Source organism: Acidiphilium sp. 34-64-41, from assembly GCF_002282635.1.
GTDB lineage: Bacteria > Pseudomonadota > Alphaproteobacteria > Acetobacterales > Acetobacteraceae > Acidiphilium > Acidiphilium rubrum.
In genome coordinates this window covers 54,907-69,007 of sequence record NZ_NCJX01000017.1, presented here as the reverse complement: position 1 = coordinate 69,007, position 14,101 = coordinate 54,907, and the positions used below count along the sequence as shown (strand labels likewise).

Sequence of the window (14,101 nt, the reverse complement as noted above, 5' to 3'; positions counted from 1 at the left end):
CCCATATACACCACAGCCCCAGCCTCAGTCGGCCCGGCCATCCGCCGCCAGCGCCGCCCGCAACCGAAAGCCGCACCGCGCGAGATGCGCCCGCGCCGCATCCGCCCCCAGCCCGAACCGCAACGCGATGATCGCGGTGCTCACCTCATGGCCGCAATCCGCCAACGCCCGCTCCGCCGCCGCACGCTCGCACGGCGCAATCGCCGCGACGATGCGCGCCGCCCGCAACCGCAGCTTCGCGTTGCTCGGCTTCAGATCGACCATATAGGGCCCGAACACCTTGCCCAGCCGGATCATCACCGTGCTCGACAGGCAATTCAGCGCAATCTTCTGCGTCGTCCCCGCCGACAACCGGGTCGACCCCGCGATCACCTCCGCCCCGGTCGCGATCACCACCGCAATCTCCGCCGCCGCCGCGATCGGCCCGGCGCTGTTGGTGATGCTGCCGGTCAGCGCCCCGGCCCGCCCGGCGGCCTCGATCGCCGCCAGCGTGAACGGCGTCGCCCCCGAAGCCGCGATGCCGACCAGCGCATCCCCCGGCCCGATCGCATAATCCGCCAGCAGCCCCGCCACGGCCGCCGCATCATCCTCGGCCCCCTCGACCGCGCCGCTCACCGCCGCCGCGCCACCCGCGATCAACGGAATGATCACCCCCGGCGGCAGCGAAAACGTCGGCCCGCATTCCACCGCATCCAGCACCGCCAGCCGGCCCGAGGTGCCGGCCCCGGCGTAGAACAGCCGCCCACCCGCCGCCAGACGTGCCGCAACCGCATCGGCGAGCCGGGCGAGGGCAGGGGCGGCGCGCCGCAACGCCGCCTGCGCCACCACCTCCTGCGCCAGCAGCACCGCGATGATCGCCTCGCTCGTCCGCATATCCAGATCATCGAGGTCGGTTCGCACCGCCTCGGTCAGCGGCAGCGTCGCCGCGCGCCGCCCCGATGGCACGACGGGCTTGATCGCAACCCCCGCGATCCAGCAATTGCGCACCTGAAACGCATCGTCGAACCACACCAAATCCGCCCGCAGCCCCGCCGCCAGCCGCCCCCGGTCGGTCAGGCCCAGCGCGCGCGCCGGCGCCGCGGTCGCGGCCTCCAGCGCCGCCGCCGGCGCAATCCCCGCCGCAATCAACCGCCGCACCCCTTCATCGAGCGCGATCACCGCCCCGGTCAGCGTGCCATCCGGCCGCCGCGCCGCGCCATCGCGCACCATCGCTGACCCGCCACCGAAATCCGCCGCATACCCCTCCGGCATCCCGGCCAGGCTCACCGCATCCGTCACCGCAACCGCCCGCCGCCCCGCCGCGGCAAACCCAAGCCGCAGACTCAGCCCATCGGCATGCACCGCATCCGCAATGAAACACGGCGCGATCCGCGCGTCCGCCAGCGCCACCCCGATCACCCCGGGATCACGATGATGAAACGGCCGCATCGCGGTGAACACATGCGTCGCCAGCCGCGCCCCCGCATCGATCGCGCGGGTCGCACACGCCGCATCCGCATCGGTATGACCCAGCGACACGACAATGCCCGCCGCCACCAGCCGCCCGATCGCCGCCATCGCCCCGGGCAGTTCCGGCGCCAGCGTCACCATCCGCAGCACCCGGCGCATCGCCGCATCACCCAGCAACGCATCGAGCGCTGCCGCATCCGGCACGATCAACCAATCCGCCCGATGCGCCCCGCGCCGCTCCGGCGCCAGAAACGGCCCCTCCAGATGCAAACCCAGCATCGCGGCACCCGGCCCGGCGGCCGCCTGCGCCTGCATTGCCGCATCGATCCGCCCCGCCGCCGCCTGCAAGTCACCGATCGGCGCGGTAATCACCGTCGGCAAAAAACTGCTCACCCCGCACGCCGCCAGCCCCCGGCACAGAGTTTCGAAATCCACCGTCCCAGCCGTCGCGCAATCGATCCCGAACCCGCCGTTATTGTGCAGATCGATCAGCCCCGGCGCCAACACCCCATCCGCCAGCACCACATCGGCATCATCCGGCGCACCATCGAGCACGCGCACGATCCGCCCATCCTCGATCACCAAGCCACCCGGACCGATGATCTCACCATCGATCAGCAGACGCCGTGCTGCGATGATCACCGGCTCAACTCACCAGCATCGGCCCCAGCGGGCGGCCCGCGAAGATATGAACATGCAGATGCGGCACTTCCTGATGGCTGTCCGGCCCCATATTCGCCAGCAGCCGATAGCCGCTCTCCTCGAACCCCAGCAGCCGCGCCACATGCCCCACCGCGCGGACAAATCCGGTGATCTCCGCATCCGAAGCGCTCGCCGCGAAATCGGCGAACGCGACATACCGCCCCTTCGGAATCACCAGCACATGATGCGGCGCCTGCGGGTTGATGTCGTGAAACGCCAACGCAAATTCATCCTCGAACACTGTGCGGCACGGGATCTCCCCGCGCAAAATCTTCGCGAACACGTTCTGATCATCATACGGCGGCGTGCCGCTCACGCCCGGCTTCATGGTCCCTGGTTTCTCGTTCCCCGGCGTCTCGTTCCCCGGCGTCTCGTTCATGGAATCTTCCTCGTCTCCGCAATCGACACCATCACCGGCCGCGCCGATTTCTCGGCAATCCCAGAAATCCCCTCGCGCCGCTTCAACTCGCTCCACACATCCTCCGGCCGCAGCCCGACGGCGACCCACATCACCAGCAAATGATAGAGCACATCGGCACTTTCCGCGATCAGCGCCTCACGGTTGCCCGCCACCGCCTCGATCAGACATTCGACCGATTCCTCGCCGAATTTCTGCGCCACCTTGTTCACCCCGCGCGAGAGCAACCGCGCCGAATGGCTGATCAGCGGATCGGCGTTCTTCCGCGCGATAATGGTCGACCACAGCCGGTCCATCACCCGCGCATCCGGCGCATCCGGGTCGAGCGGCGGCACCGGCGCAAACCGTGGCGCCGCCTTCACCTTGGCGCCCGCCTTGGCCTTCAGCGACTTCGCGTTCGCCGCCTTCGCCTTGGCGGATTTCGCTTTCACGGCCTTGGCCTTTACGATTTTCACCGTCTCGGCCTTGGTCTTGCCGGTCTTCATCTTCGCCGGCGCCGCCTCGGGCGGGATCGTCGCAGTCTTGGTCGGTTTCTTGGGCATGCAATCCTCTAGGTTATGACGCGGTCAGCCGCACCGGCAGGCCCGCGCGGTGCAGACTCGCCTTGACCTCCGAAATAGTGAACTGACCGAAATGAAACACGCTGGCCGCCAGCAGCCCGGTCGCCCCGGCCCGCGCGCCCTCGGCAAAATGATCGAGCGTGCCAACCCCGCCCGACGCAACGATCGGAATCGTCACGGCCCGCGCCACTGCCTGCAACAACGCAATATCAAACCCGCTGCCGGTGCCATCCCGGTCCATCGAGGTCAGCAGAATCTCGCCCGCCCCGCGCGCCTGCATCTCGCCGCACCACGCCACCGCGTCGATTCCGGTCGGCTGGCGCCCGCCATGGGTGAAAATCTCCCACCCGCCGCCGGGCACCGCCCGCGCATCCACCGCCACCACCACGCACTGGCTGCCGAATTTCCGCGCCGCCTCGTTGATGAACTCAGGCCGCGCAATCGCCGCCGAATTGATGCTGCATTTATCCGCCCCCGCCAGCAGCAACCGCCGCATATCCTCGGTGCTCCGGATCCCGCCGCCCACCGTCAGCGGCAGAAACACCCGCGCCGCGGTGCGCGACACCACATCGATGATCGTGTCCCGGTTCTCATGACTCGCCGTGATATCCAGAAACGTCAGCTCATCCGCCCCCGCCGCGTCATACACCAGCGCCTGCTCGACCGGATCACCCGCATCGCGCAACGAAACGAAATTCACACCCTTGACGACCCGCCCGTCCTTCACATCGAGGCACGGAATCACCCGCAGCTTCAGCACGTCCCAGCCTCCGCCAAAGCCGCCTCCGCCAAAGCCGCCGCCGGATCGAGACTGCCATCATACAGCGCCCGCCCGATGATCGTGCCAATAATATTGCGCGTCCGCCCCGCCGCCGCGCGCAGTGCCACGATGTCGCCAATTCCCGCAACCCCGCCCGACGCAATCACCGGAATCGCAACCGATCGCGCCAGCGCCTCGGTCGCTTCCAGATTCAACCCCGCCAGCATCCCATCGCGCGCGATATCGGTGTGAATGATCGCGGCAATCCCCGCATCCTCCAGCCGCCGCGCCATGTCGGTTGCCGCCAGCGTCGAAACCTCGGCCCAGCCCTCGGTCGCCACCATCCCCTCCGCCGCATCGATCCCGACCACGATCCGCCCGGGAAACGCCGCCCCCGCCGCGCGCACCAGCGCCGGATTCGTCACCGCCGCACTGCCCAGAATCACCCGCGAAATCCCCAGCGCCAGCCACGCCTCGATCCCCGCCATATCCCGGATCCCGCCGCCCAGCTGCACCGGCATGCTCACCGCGGCCAGAATCGCGCGCACCGCCCCGGCATTCACCGGCTTGCCGGCAAACGCGCCGTTCAGATCGACCACATGCAACGCGGTAAACCCCTGCGCCTCAAACCGCCGCGCCTGCGCCGCCGGATCATCGGCATACACCGTCGCCTGGTCCATCGCGCCGCGCTTGAGGCGGACACAGGCGCCGTCTTTCAGGTCGATCGCCGGATATAAGGTTAGGGGCATCAGAAGTGTTCTTTTTTGTAAAAAAGAACCAAAAAACTTTTATTAGTTTGGCCCATACCCGTTTCGACGCCCATAACCCAGCGAAAAAAAGTTTTTTGCTTCTTTTTTACAAAAAAGAAGCCTTCTTCTTCTCGTCTCATCAATGCGCCTGCAACAATTTATAATAAAAATGCCCCGCCACAGTCCGCCCCTCCGCCCGCGCATACGCCGGATGCGTCCCCCAACGCAGAAACCCCGCCCCCTCATACAGCGCGATCGCCGCGTCCTGGGTATCGCGCACATCGAGGTTCAACACCTGATACCCCAGCGCCCGCGCCCGATCCTCGACCCGCCGCAAAATCAACCGCGCCAGCCCATGCCCGCGCGCATAGGGGGCCACGAAATTCAGCGCGATCGTCGCACCGAACGCCTGCGCCTCATTGTTGCGCGGCGGCCGCACCAACTGTGCTGCGCCATAAATCGTGCCGTCCATCCGCCCCACGAACAACTCGCGCTCGGGCACCATCACCACGCCGCGAAAATACTGCTCCAGCGCCGCGCGTCCCGGCGGCTTGATCCAGCCGAACCCGCCGCCATCGATAATCGCCGCATCCGCCGCCTCGCACAGCGCCTGCATGTCGTCGTCGCCGATCACCGCAAGCCGATCGACCGCCAGCGTCTCCGGCGGCGGCATGTCACGGATCGGTGCGGTCGTCATTGCGGACTCCACCGCAGAAAATTGCCCAGGATCGTCAACCCGACCGCCTGGCTCTTCTCGACATGAAATTGCGTCCCCGCCCGATTGCCGCGCGCCACCATGGCGACCACCCTCCCGCCATAATCGGTCGTCGCAATCACCGGCGCCGGCTCATCGGTGATCAGCGCATAGGAATGCACGAAATACGCATGATCGCCGGTCTTCAAACCCTCCAGCAACGGATGCGCCCCCGGCGTGAACACCAGCTCGTTCCACCCCATATGCGGCAGCCGCAACCCGTTCGCCGCAATCGGCGCGATATCGCCGGCAATCCAGCCAAACCCCGGCGTCGTGCCATGCTCCAACCCGCGCGCCGCCATCAATTGCATGCCAACGCAAATGCCCAGAAACGGCGCCCCTGCATCCACGCGCCGATGCATCGCCGCCGCCAACCCCGGCCGCGCCGCCAACCCCTGGGCACAATCGGCAAACGCACCCTGGCCCGGCAGCACGATCCGATCGGCCTGCCCGACCACGTCGGGATCATCGGTAATCGTCACAACCGCATCGATCCCGCACCGCGCCGCCGCAAGCTCCAGCCCGCGCGCCGCCGAAGCCAGATTGCCGCTGCCGTAGTCGATCACCGCGATCCTCAAAGCACCCCCTTGGTCGAAGGCACCGCACCCGCCGCCCGCGCATCCGGCTCAACCGCCATCCGCAGCGCCCGCGCCACCGCCTTGAACGCCGCCTCGGCGACATGATGCGCATTATGCCCAGCCCGCTGATTCACATGCAGCGCAAACTGCCCGTTCGCCGCCAACGCCTGGAAAAACTCCTGCACCAATTGCGTGTCCATATCCCCCAGCATCGGCCGCTCGAACGCCACGTTGAACGCCAGAAACCCCCGCCCCGACAAATCGATCACCGCCTCGCACAACGCCTCATCCATCGGCACCGCGGCAAACCCGAACCGCGTCACCCCGCGCTTGTCGCCCAGCGCCTCGCGGATCGCCTGGCCCAGCACGATACCGACATCCTCGATCGTATGATGCGCATCGATATGCAGATCCCCCTCGGCCCGCACATCAAGGTCGATCATCGAATGCCGCCCGAACGCGGTCAGCATATGGTCAAAAAATCCGATTCCGGTCGCGATTTCGGTATGCCCCGTGCCATCGAGATCAAGCATCAACTCGATCGCGGTTTCGGAAGTTTTACGACTGATGGTTGCGTTGCGGCTCATCCGCGCTGCTTAGCCCAAAAAGATCGGCCCGCCAATCTTGCGGGCCGCATGGTTAAGGAAGTCCTTCTTTTTTGAAAAAAAGCAGCAAAAAACTTCTCTAATCTAGGCCTCGGCCCTTTTCACCAGCACAGGCCCAGCGAATAAAAGTTTTTTTGCTTCTTTTTTTCCAAAAAAAGAAGTGCTTCCTTCAATGATTGATCTGCTCCAGCGCCAACCCCCGCGTCGACGGCCCCAGCGTAATCATCACGATCCCGACCAGCATCGCCGTCGCAATGAACACCGCAACCCCCGGCACCCCGTAATCGCTCAACAAAATCCCGATCGCGAGCCCCGCGAACGCCGCGGCAAGCCGGCTCCACGAATAGACAAACCCCACCGCCCGCGCGCGAATCCGCGTCGGGTACAATTCCGGCTGATACCCGTGATACGCGAACGACATGATATTCGCCGCCAAGGTGAACAACACGCCGAGCGCAATCAGCAGGGCAGGGGCGTTGCTCATCGCAAACAGCGCGATCACCACGCCCATCACCGCCAACCCGCCGATAATCTGCGTCTTGCGCTCCAACCGATCGGCGAACAACGTGCCGATCAGCGGCCCGAACGGATTGGCGATCGCGATGATGAACGCATATTCCAGGCTCGCCGTCACATGAATGCCGCGATGGATCAGCAGCGTCGGCACCCAGGCGGCAAACCCGTAAAACCCGATCACCTGCGCCATGTTGAACACCGACAGAATGATGGTGCGCTTCCGATACTGCGGACTGAAAATCTCAAAAAACGACCCAACGCCGTCCTCCTCCGGCGCCGCCGGCTGCGGTGGCGGCAGCGCCCGCCCGGTCTCGGCCATCACCTTGCGTTCGATCTCGCCGACAATCGCCTCCGCCTCGGCCATCCGCCCATGCCGCGCCAGCCAGCGCGGGCTTTCCGGAATGCCGCGCTGCAACAAAAACACCACCAGCGCCCCGACCGACCCGATCAAGATCACCACGCGCCAATAATCCAGCCCGAACGGTTTGCTGCCCTTCAGAAAATACGCCAGAAACGCAATCACCGGCACCACCGCGAAGGTGATCATCTGATTGATCGAATACGCCCGCCCGCGCTCGGCGCGCGGAATCATTTCGGAAATGAACGTATCGATCGTCACCAGCTCCACCCCGATGCCGATCCCCGCAATGAACCGCCAGATATCCAGCGCAAACCCGGTGGTCTGAAACGCCATGATCGCGGTGCACACCATGTACCAAATCAACGAACCGGTGAACACGATCCGCCGGCCCAACCGGTCGGCCACCTGGCTGAACACCAGCGCCCCGAGCCACAGCCCCGCAAAGGTCGCAAACACGAAGGTCCCGAACCCGGCCACCTTCAACGCCCCGAGCGAGGCGAAAACCCCCAACGACGCCGGCTTGAACAGCCCCGACCCGATCATCCCCGGCGCCACATACCCGGTAAAGAACAGATCATAGAACTCGAACACCCCGCCCAGCGAGATCAGCACAATAATGGTCCAAACCGTGCGCGACGGCGGCAGCCGGTCAAGCCGTGCCGCAATTTCCGCCGAATGTTGCCCCGACATGATAAATCCCCCCGCTGCCGATGATTTGCCCACCGTTAAGCCCGCAAGCCCCCGTTTTGGCAAGCGTCCCCGGGGCCAGGCGTTGCCCCTGCTGGACAATCCCGCCAATCCGGCCATATCCAAGGTAAATCCAAAGCCGCCTCCGGTCGAACCAAAGGAAATCCGCCATGTCCGCACTCACGCTCTGGGGCTTCGATGGCTCCACCTACGTCCGCACCGTCAAAATGGTCCTCGCCGAAAAAGGCGTCACCGAGTTCGAGCAACACCAGATCAACGTCCTCGCCGGCGAACCCAAACAACCCGAACACCTCGCCCGCCACCCGTTCGGCAAGGTCCCCGTGCTCGATCACGATGGCCTGCGCATCCTCGAAACCAGCGCGATCACCCGCTACCTGAACGACATCCTGGCCGGCCCCGCCCTGATCCCCGCCACCCCGAAAGACCGCGCACGGATGGACATGATCATCGGCCTGATCGATTCCTACGGCTACGGCGCGCTGCTCGGCGGTGTCGCCGCCTATCATCTGTTCCCCGATTTCGTCGGCGGCAAAAACGAAGCCGCCCGCGCATCCGGCATCGAAAACGGCCGCACGGTGCTCGCCCTCGCCATGCAAACCAAAGGCGCGTCCCCCTTCATCGCCGGCGACCTCAGCCTCGCGGACCTCTACCTCGCACCCATCATCGCCTACGTCGCCATGACGCCCGATGCCGAAACCATCTTCGACATCCCCGGCTTCCCCGCCTGGTGGACCGCAATCCAGGCGCTGCCGAGCTTCAAATCCACCCAACCCGGCTGACCCCATTTTCATGACCCGACGCACGGTTTCCGGCGATAGCCTCATCTCTCACGAAACATGAGGCTAATCCGCGCCGAGCAACCCGTGCGGACGGTCACGACCATCGCCCCTCACTCCACCTGCTCGGCCTGATCCCGCCGATCCTGATCGCGCACCAGCCAATACACCGCCCCCAGCGATAAAAACGCCGCCGACAGCGCAAACAACGTCTCCGACTGCCCCTTGCCGAGATCCAGAATGATCAGCTTGCGCACGATCGCCAGCATCCCGATCAAAATCACCACCCGCACCCGCACCAACCCCTCGGCCCGCTCGCTGGTCACCAGGATCGACCGTTTGAACTCCAGCGCGATCACCACGGTAAAAATCGCCCCGAACACCGACTGGAAAATCGCCGGATTGGTCGGATCGAAACTGGTGTAGAAAATATCATGCAGAATATTCGCAATCAGATGCAGCAGCGCCGCGGTCACCACCACCGCCATCAGCAGCGTCAGCACCTGCACCACGATGATCTCGAAATAATGATAGACCCTGGTCTCGAACCCCTCACGCATCCCTGATCGTCCTTTTTTGCTTATCCAGCACGCTGCCGCGCCGCCCGTCACCAACACACCACGACTGCTAAAAGTAAAGCAAGGTCTTCTTTTTTTGCAAAAAAAGAAGCAAAAAAACTCTCGTTCGTTAGCCCATTCGGGTGACACCGCCGGGAACCCAACTCCAGAAAGTTTTTTGCTTCTTTTTTTCAAAAAAGAAGCGCTTCCCTTCCTTCTCTACGCCACCCATGCCATCTCCCAATCATGGAAAACCCGCACGATCCGGTCGGCTGGCACGGCACGACCATCCTCTGCGTCCGCGCGAACGGCGCGGTCGCCATGGCCGGCGATGGCCAGGTCAGCCTCGGCAACACCGTCGTCAAAGGCAACGCCCGCAAGGTCCGCCGCATCGGCAACGGCGCCGTCCTCGCCGGATTCGCCGGCGCCACCGCCGATGCCTTCACTTTGCTCGAACGCCTCGAAGCCAAGCTCGAACGCTTCCCCAACCAGCTCGAACGCGCCTGCGTCGAATTGGCGAAAGACTGGCGGACCGACCGCTACCTCCGCCGCCTCGAAGCCATGATGGCGGTGGCCGATGGCGTCCATTCCTTCACCCTCACCGGCAACGGCGACGTGCTCGAACCCGAGGACGGCATCATCGCCATCGGCTCCGGCGGCAATTTCGCCCTCGCCGCCGCCCGCGCCCTGCTCACCGTCGAGGGCCTCACCGCCGAGGACATCGCCCGCCGCGCCATGAAAATCGCCGGCGACATCTGCATCTACACCAACCACAACCTGATTGTAGAAACCCTGTGATCGACAGCCCAACCTACACCCCCCGCGAAATCGTCTCCGAGCTCGACCGTTTCATCGTCGGCCAGAACGATGCCAAACGCGCCGTCGCCATCGCGCTGCGCAACCGTTGGCGCCGCCAGCAACTCCCCGAAGCCATGCGCGAGGAAGTCGTCCCGAAAAACATCCTGATGATCGGCCCGACCGGCTGCGGCAAAACCGAAATCGCCCGAAGATTGGCGAAACTGGCGCAAGCGCCGTTTATCAAGGTCGAAGCCACCAAATTCACCGAAGTCGGCTATGTCGGCCGCGACGTCGAAAGCATCATCCGCGACCTGGTCGAAATCTCCATCACCATGCTGCGCGATGCCAATCGCAAGGGCGTGGCCGCCCGCGCCGAACTCGCCGCCGAGGAACGCCTGCTCACCGCCCTGGTCGGCGAAGGGGCCGGCGCCGATACCAAATCCCGCTTCCGCACCATGCTCCGCGACGGCCAGCTGGAAGACAAGGAAATCGACATCGAAGTCGCCGAAAACCCCGCCAACATGATCGGCCAGCTCGATATGCCGGGCATGCCCCCCGGTGGTGCCGCCAACATCGGCGAAATGATGAAATCCATGTTCGGCCGCCAGCAGGGCCGCAAGCGCATGAGCGTCGCCGCCGCCCGCACCGCCCTGAACCGCGAGGAAGCCGACCGCCTGCTCGATACCGACCAACTCACCGCCGACGCCCGCACCCACGCGGAAAACCACGGCATCGTCTTCCTCGACGAAATCGATAAAATCTGCGCCAAAACCGAAGGCGGCTTTCGTGGCGGCGATGTCTCGCGTGAAGGCGTGCAGCGCGACCTGCTCCCCCTCATCGAAGGCACCACCGTCTCAACCAAATACGGCCCGGTCAAAACCGACCACATCCTCTTCATCGCCTCCGGTGCCTTCCACATCGCCAAACCCTCCGATCTGCTGCCCGAACTCCAGGGCCGCCTGCCCATCCGCGTCGAACTCGCCCCGCTCTCGCGCGACGATCTCCGCCGCATCCTCACCGAACCCGAACACTCGCTCCTCAAGCAATACGTCGCCCTGATGGCCACCGAACACGTCCATCTCGACTTCACCGATGCCGCGATCGACGCCATCGCGAGCCTCGCCGCCGACATCAACGACCGCGTCGAAAACATCGGCGCCCGCCGCCTCGCCACCGTCCTCGAACGCATGCTCGAGGAAATCAGCTTCGGCGCGACCGACCGCACCGGCGAATCCATCAGCGTCGATGCCAACCTCGTCCACGAAAAAGTCGCCCCCCTGGCCGCCAAGGGCGACCTCAGCCGCTTCATCCTCTGATCCCGAACCCGTCGATGAGCGCGGCACCCGCTGCGCCCATTTACGGGGCTATTCGTTAACAAACTCTTTCGTTTCCGAAAAAAACCGGCCGTATTGTCCCGGCGCGCAACGCCCGCGCCATCGCAAAATCATCCAACCCCCCAATTTTCCGCTTTCTCACCCCCCGGGGTCGCGTCCTATAAAGCATCCGTGCCCTGGACCCCGAACCTCCTCCCCACCACCCTGCAAGACCGTTTCGCCTACAGCATCCGCATGCTGCGCGAGACCATTGCCGACCAGGGCAAACGCCTCGCCGTGTCCGCCCCCCTCCTCTGGATGATCAACGCCCGCATCGCGCTGCTGTTCCGCCGCTTCACCACCCTCGCCACCGCCGCCCCGCGTCCCATCCGCCTGCGCAAACCCAACCCGAACCCCAAACCCGCCGCCGCCAAACCCGCCAAACCACCACCCAACTGGCCCGCCGCCTATTTCCCCGGCCCGCCGCCCACCCTGCCGCGCAGCTTCGGCTGGGTCCGCCGCGTCGTGCCGCATTGCAACACCAACAGCTACATCAGCCAGATCGAGCACCTCCTCACCCTCGCGGAAACCACCGAACTCATCGCCACCCACCCCGCCACCGCCCGCGCCCTGCGCCCGCTCTGCCACATGCTCGGCATCCGCCTGCCCGACTATCTGAAACGCCCCCGAACAGCTTCATGGACCAATACAAAATCAACCCCGACGGCAGCATCGACTTCACGCCAGAACAACTCCGCGATATCCTCGGCCCACCCCCACCGCCCGTGCCACCCTGGCACCAGCCGTTCATCCCCTCCTTCAACGTCAAAAAACTCTGGCGCAAACGACCATGATTTCGTGCGCCTAAATCGTTTCGATAACGTAACAAAAAGCACAAAAAGACAAGGGAAGTCCTTCTTTTTTGTGAACAAAAAAGAAGCAAAAAAAACTTTGGTAATTTGGGCCCGTGCCGGTTCAAACGCCCGTGCCCCGGAGTTCGAAAGTTTTTTGCTTCTTTTTTACAAAAAAGAAGCCTTCCTTCCGCTACCCAATCATATCAATCGCCTCAGCCAACTTGATATCCCGCTCCGATAACCCGCCCACCTCATGCGTCGACAGCCGGATCGACACCCGGTTATACACATTCGACCAATCCGGATGATGGTCATGCGCCTCCGCCAACAGCGCCACCCGCGTCATGAACGCAAACGCCGCCGCGAAATCCTTGAACACGAATTTCCGCTCGATCGCATCCAGCCCACCCTCGGCCTGCTGCGCAAAACTCCACGCCGGCAGCAAATCAACCAGCGCCGCCCGCGCCGCATCCGTCAGTTTCTCGACCATGCTGGCTTCCCCTCAGTTCTTCACAATCGGCCGGCGCGCCTGCTCATACCCCTTGGCACCGTCCGGCTCGACATGCAGATACAAAATCACCTTGCCCGCATCGAGAAAATCGACGCTGCACGGAATCATCGCATGGGCATAAAACCGAAACCGGTTCTGCTGCAGCATCAAATGCGTCTGATCCGGCGCCAGCGTCAGCGTCTCACCCGGCTTGATCACCAACCCCCCCACCTTCTGCCCCGACCGATCGAGCAGCAGCGTATGATGCGCAATCGGGCAACTGGTCGAAACCAAAGTATCCGGCGCCGTCCCGGCATTATGGATGGTGAAATACGCCGGCGTCGTCTTGCCCGCCTCGGTCGTCTGCCGCGTCCAGCCGTGCTTGACCGTAATGCCCAGCGGCACCGTATCGTCACCCTGCGCCAAGGCCGGCATCACCGCCGCCCCGCACAACACCAGGCCCGCGGTCATCACAGCACGAAATTTCATGTCACCGCCTCATATTTGTCGATCATCCAGGACGCCGGCTCACCCGCCGCACCATCATACCACGCAACCATCAGCGGATGCATCCGCACCGCCGCCATATAATCCACCGCCACCGCAGGCAGCACCGGCTCATACGTCAAAAACCGCGAAACCACCGGCGCGAACATGATATCCGCCCCGGTCAACGCCTCACCGAACAAATACCGTCCCGCCCCACCAAACCGCGCCCGCGCATCGAGCCAGATCGCGACGATCCGCTCGATATCCGCCGCACTCCCCGGCGTAATACCCAGGCCAGGATAACGCCGGCAGCAATTCATCGGCATCGCCATCCGCAATTCGCGAAACCCGCTGTGCATCTCCGCACTGATCGCCCGCGCATGGGCCCGCGCCACACGCTCGCCCGGCCACAGCCCGGGCGCAATCTCCGCGCAATATTCCAATATCGCCAGACTGTCCCAAACCCGCGCGCCATCATGCTCCAGATACGGCACGAACCCGGACGGCGAAGCCGCCCGCACCGCCGCGGTATGCCCGCCGGACAGCGGAATCACCCGCTCCTCCACCGCAATCCCCGCACAGCGCACCGCAAGCCACCCCCGCAACGACCACGAGGAATACCGCCGGCTCCCGATATACAAAACAGCGTTCGACTGACCCATGC

Annotated in this window: 17 protein-coding genes; 4 read left to right on the top strand and 13 right to left on the bottom strand. The window is 64.4% G+C overall.

Annotation, left to right across the window (positions count from 1 at the left end):
* Positions 1 to 24: 24 nt before the first annotated feature.
* The 9 genes from nagA to B7X49_RS05415 form a co-directional block, all read right to left on the bottom strand.
* On the bottom strand, positions 25 to 2,091 hold the full coding sequence (gene nagA, locus B7X49_RS05455; protein ID WP_286703390.1) for an N-acetylglucosamine-6-phosphate deacetylase: 2,067 nt from the start codon (positions 2,089 to 2,091) through the stop codon (positions 25 to 27).
* Positions 2,092 to 2,095: 4 nt separating this feature from the next.
* Positions 2,096 to 2,479 carry an HIT domain-containing protein gene (locus tag B7X49_RS05450; protein WP_029313188.1) on the bottom strand — a complete coding sequence of 128 codons (384 nt, stop codon included), beginning with the start codon at positions 2,477 to 2,479 and terminating at the stop codon, positions 2,096 to 2,098.
* Positions 2,480 to 2,526: 47 nt separating this feature from the next.
* Complete coding sequence (locus B7X49_RS05445; RefSeq protein WP_408735561.1) at positions 2,527 to 3,054, bottom strand: phosphoribosyl-ATP diphosphatase; 528 nt, start codon at positions 3,052 to 3,054, stop codon at positions 2,527 to 2,529.
* A gap of 70 nt (positions 3,055 to 3,124) precedes the next feature.
* The gene (gene hisF / locus B7X49_RS05440) at positions 3,125 to 3,889 is read right to left on the bottom strand and encodes an imidazole glycerol phosphate synthase subunit HisF (RefSeq protein WP_286703388.1); all 765 of its coding nucleotides are present in this window, start codon (positions 3,887 to 3,889) and stop codon (positions 3,125 to 3,127) included.
* Positions 3,883 to 4,638, bottom strand: coding sequence for a 1-(5-phosphoribosyl)-5-[(5-phosphoribosylamino)methylideneamino]imidazole-4-carboxamide isomerase (gene hisA, locus B7X49_RS05435; RefSeq protein ID WP_286703387.1), 756 nt, complete (start codon positions 4,636 to 4,638; stop codon positions 3,883 to 3,885). Before hisA ends, hisF begins: the two co-directional genes overlap by 7 nt.
* 139 nt (positions 4,639 to 4,777) lie before the next feature.
* A complete protein-coding gene (locus tag B7X49_RS05430; RefSeq protein ID WP_286703385.1) occupies positions 4,778 to 5,335 on the bottom strand; it encodes a GNAT family N-acetyltransferase in 558 nt (185 codons plus the stop codon).
* On the bottom strand, positions 5,332 to 5,970 hold the full coding sequence (hisH, locus tag B7X49_RS05425) for an imidazole glycerol phosphate synthase subunit HisH (protein WP_286703384.1): 639 nt from the start codon (positions 5,968 to 5,970) through the stop codon (positions 5,332 to 5,334). The genes B7X49_RS05430 and hisH overlap by 4 nt, the downstream gene beginning before the upstream one ends.
* Entirely contained in the window at positions 5,967 to 6,557 is a 591-nt protein-coding gene (gene hisB, locus B7X49_RS05420) for an imidazoleglycerol-phosphate dehydratase HisB (RefSeq protein ID WP_029313182.1), read from the bottom strand. The genes hisH and hisB overlap by 4 nt, the downstream gene beginning before the upstream one ends.
* A gap of 187 nt (positions 6,558 to 6,744) precedes the next feature.
* Positions 6,745 to 8,142, bottom strand: coding sequence for an MFS transporter (locus B7X49_RS05415; protein WP_286703383.1), 1,398 nt, complete (start codon positions 8,140 to 8,142; stop codon positions 6,745 to 6,747).
* Between the two features lie 167 nt (positions 8,143 to 8,309).
* Between B7X49_RS05415 and B7X49_RS05410 the strand changes: the two genes are divergently transcribed.
* Complete coding sequence (locus tag B7X49_RS05410) at positions 8,310 to 8,939, top strand: glutathione S-transferase family protein (RefSeq protein ID WP_286703382.1); 630 nt, start codon at positions 8,310 to 8,312, stop codon at positions 8,937 to 8,939.
* 110 nt (positions 8,940 to 9,049) lie between these two features.
* On the opposite strand, the gene B7X49_RS05405 is transcribed toward B7X49_RS05410, so the two are convergent.
* Complete coding sequence (locus tag B7X49_RS05405) at positions 9,050 to 9,496, bottom strand: phosphate-starvation-inducible PsiE family protein (protein ID WP_029313179.1); 447 nt, start codon at positions 9,494 to 9,496, stop codon at positions 9,050 to 9,052.
* 243 nt (positions 9,497 to 9,739) lie between these two features.
* Here B7X49_RS05405 and hslV point away from each other — a divergent pair, with 243 nt between their 5' ends.
* The 3 genes from hslV to B7X49_RS05390 all read left to right on the top strand — a co-directional run bounded on the left by hslV (position 9,740) and on the right by B7X49_RS05390 (position 12,699).
* Complete coding sequence (gene hslV, locus B7X49_RS05400) at positions 9,740 to 10,291, top strand: ATP-dependent protease subunit HslV (RefSeq protein WP_286703381.1); 552 nt, start codon at positions 9,740 to 9,742, stop codon at positions 10,289 to 10,291.
* Positions 10,291 to 11,607 carry an ATP-dependent protease ATPase subunit HslU gene (hslU, locus tag B7X49_RS05395; protein ID WP_286703413.1) on the top strand — a complete coding sequence of 439 codons (1,317 nt, stop codon included), beginning with the start codon at positions 10,291 to 10,293 and terminating at the stop codon, positions 11,605 to 11,607. The genes hslV and hslU overlap by 1 nt, the downstream gene beginning before the upstream one ends.
* A 315-nt stretch (positions 11,608 to 11,922) precedes the next feature.
* On the top strand, positions 11,923 to 12,699 hold the full coding sequence (locus B7X49_RS05390) for a hypothetical protein (protein ID WP_286838520.1): 777 nt from the start codon (positions 11,923 to 11,925) through the stop codon (positions 12,697 to 12,699).
* On the opposite strand, the gene B7X49_RS05385 is transcribed toward B7X49_RS05390, so the two are convergent.
* From B7X49_RS05385 to B7X49_RS05375, 3 genes are read right to left on the bottom strand one after another with little or no spacing between them, the layout of a single operon-like run.
* Entirely contained in the window at positions 12,649 to 12,948 is a 300-nt protein-coding gene (locus tag B7X49_RS05385) for a 4a-hydroxytetrahydrobiopterin dehydratase (RefSeq protein ID WP_029314103.1), read from the bottom strand. The two genes, B7X49_RS05390 and B7X49_RS05385, sit on opposite strands and share 51 nt — an antisense overlap.
* Positions 12,949 to 12,960: 12 nt before the next feature.
* The gene (locus tag B7X49_RS05380; protein ID WP_286703379.1) at positions 12,961 to 13,437 is read right to left on the bottom strand and encodes a copper chaperone PCu(A)C; all 477 of its coding nucleotides are present in this window, start codon (positions 13,435 to 13,437) and stop codon (positions 12,961 to 12,963) included.
* Positions 13,434 to 14,099 carry a glutathione S-transferase family protein gene (locus tag B7X49_RS05375; protein ID WP_286703378.1) on the bottom strand — a complete coding sequence of 222 codons (666 nt, stop codon included), beginning with the start codon at positions 14,097 to 14,099 and terminating at the stop codon, positions 13,434 to 13,436. Before B7X49_RS05375 ends, B7X49_RS05380 begins: the two co-directional genes overlap by 4 nt.
* Positions 14,100 to 14,101: the final 2 nt, after the last annotated feature.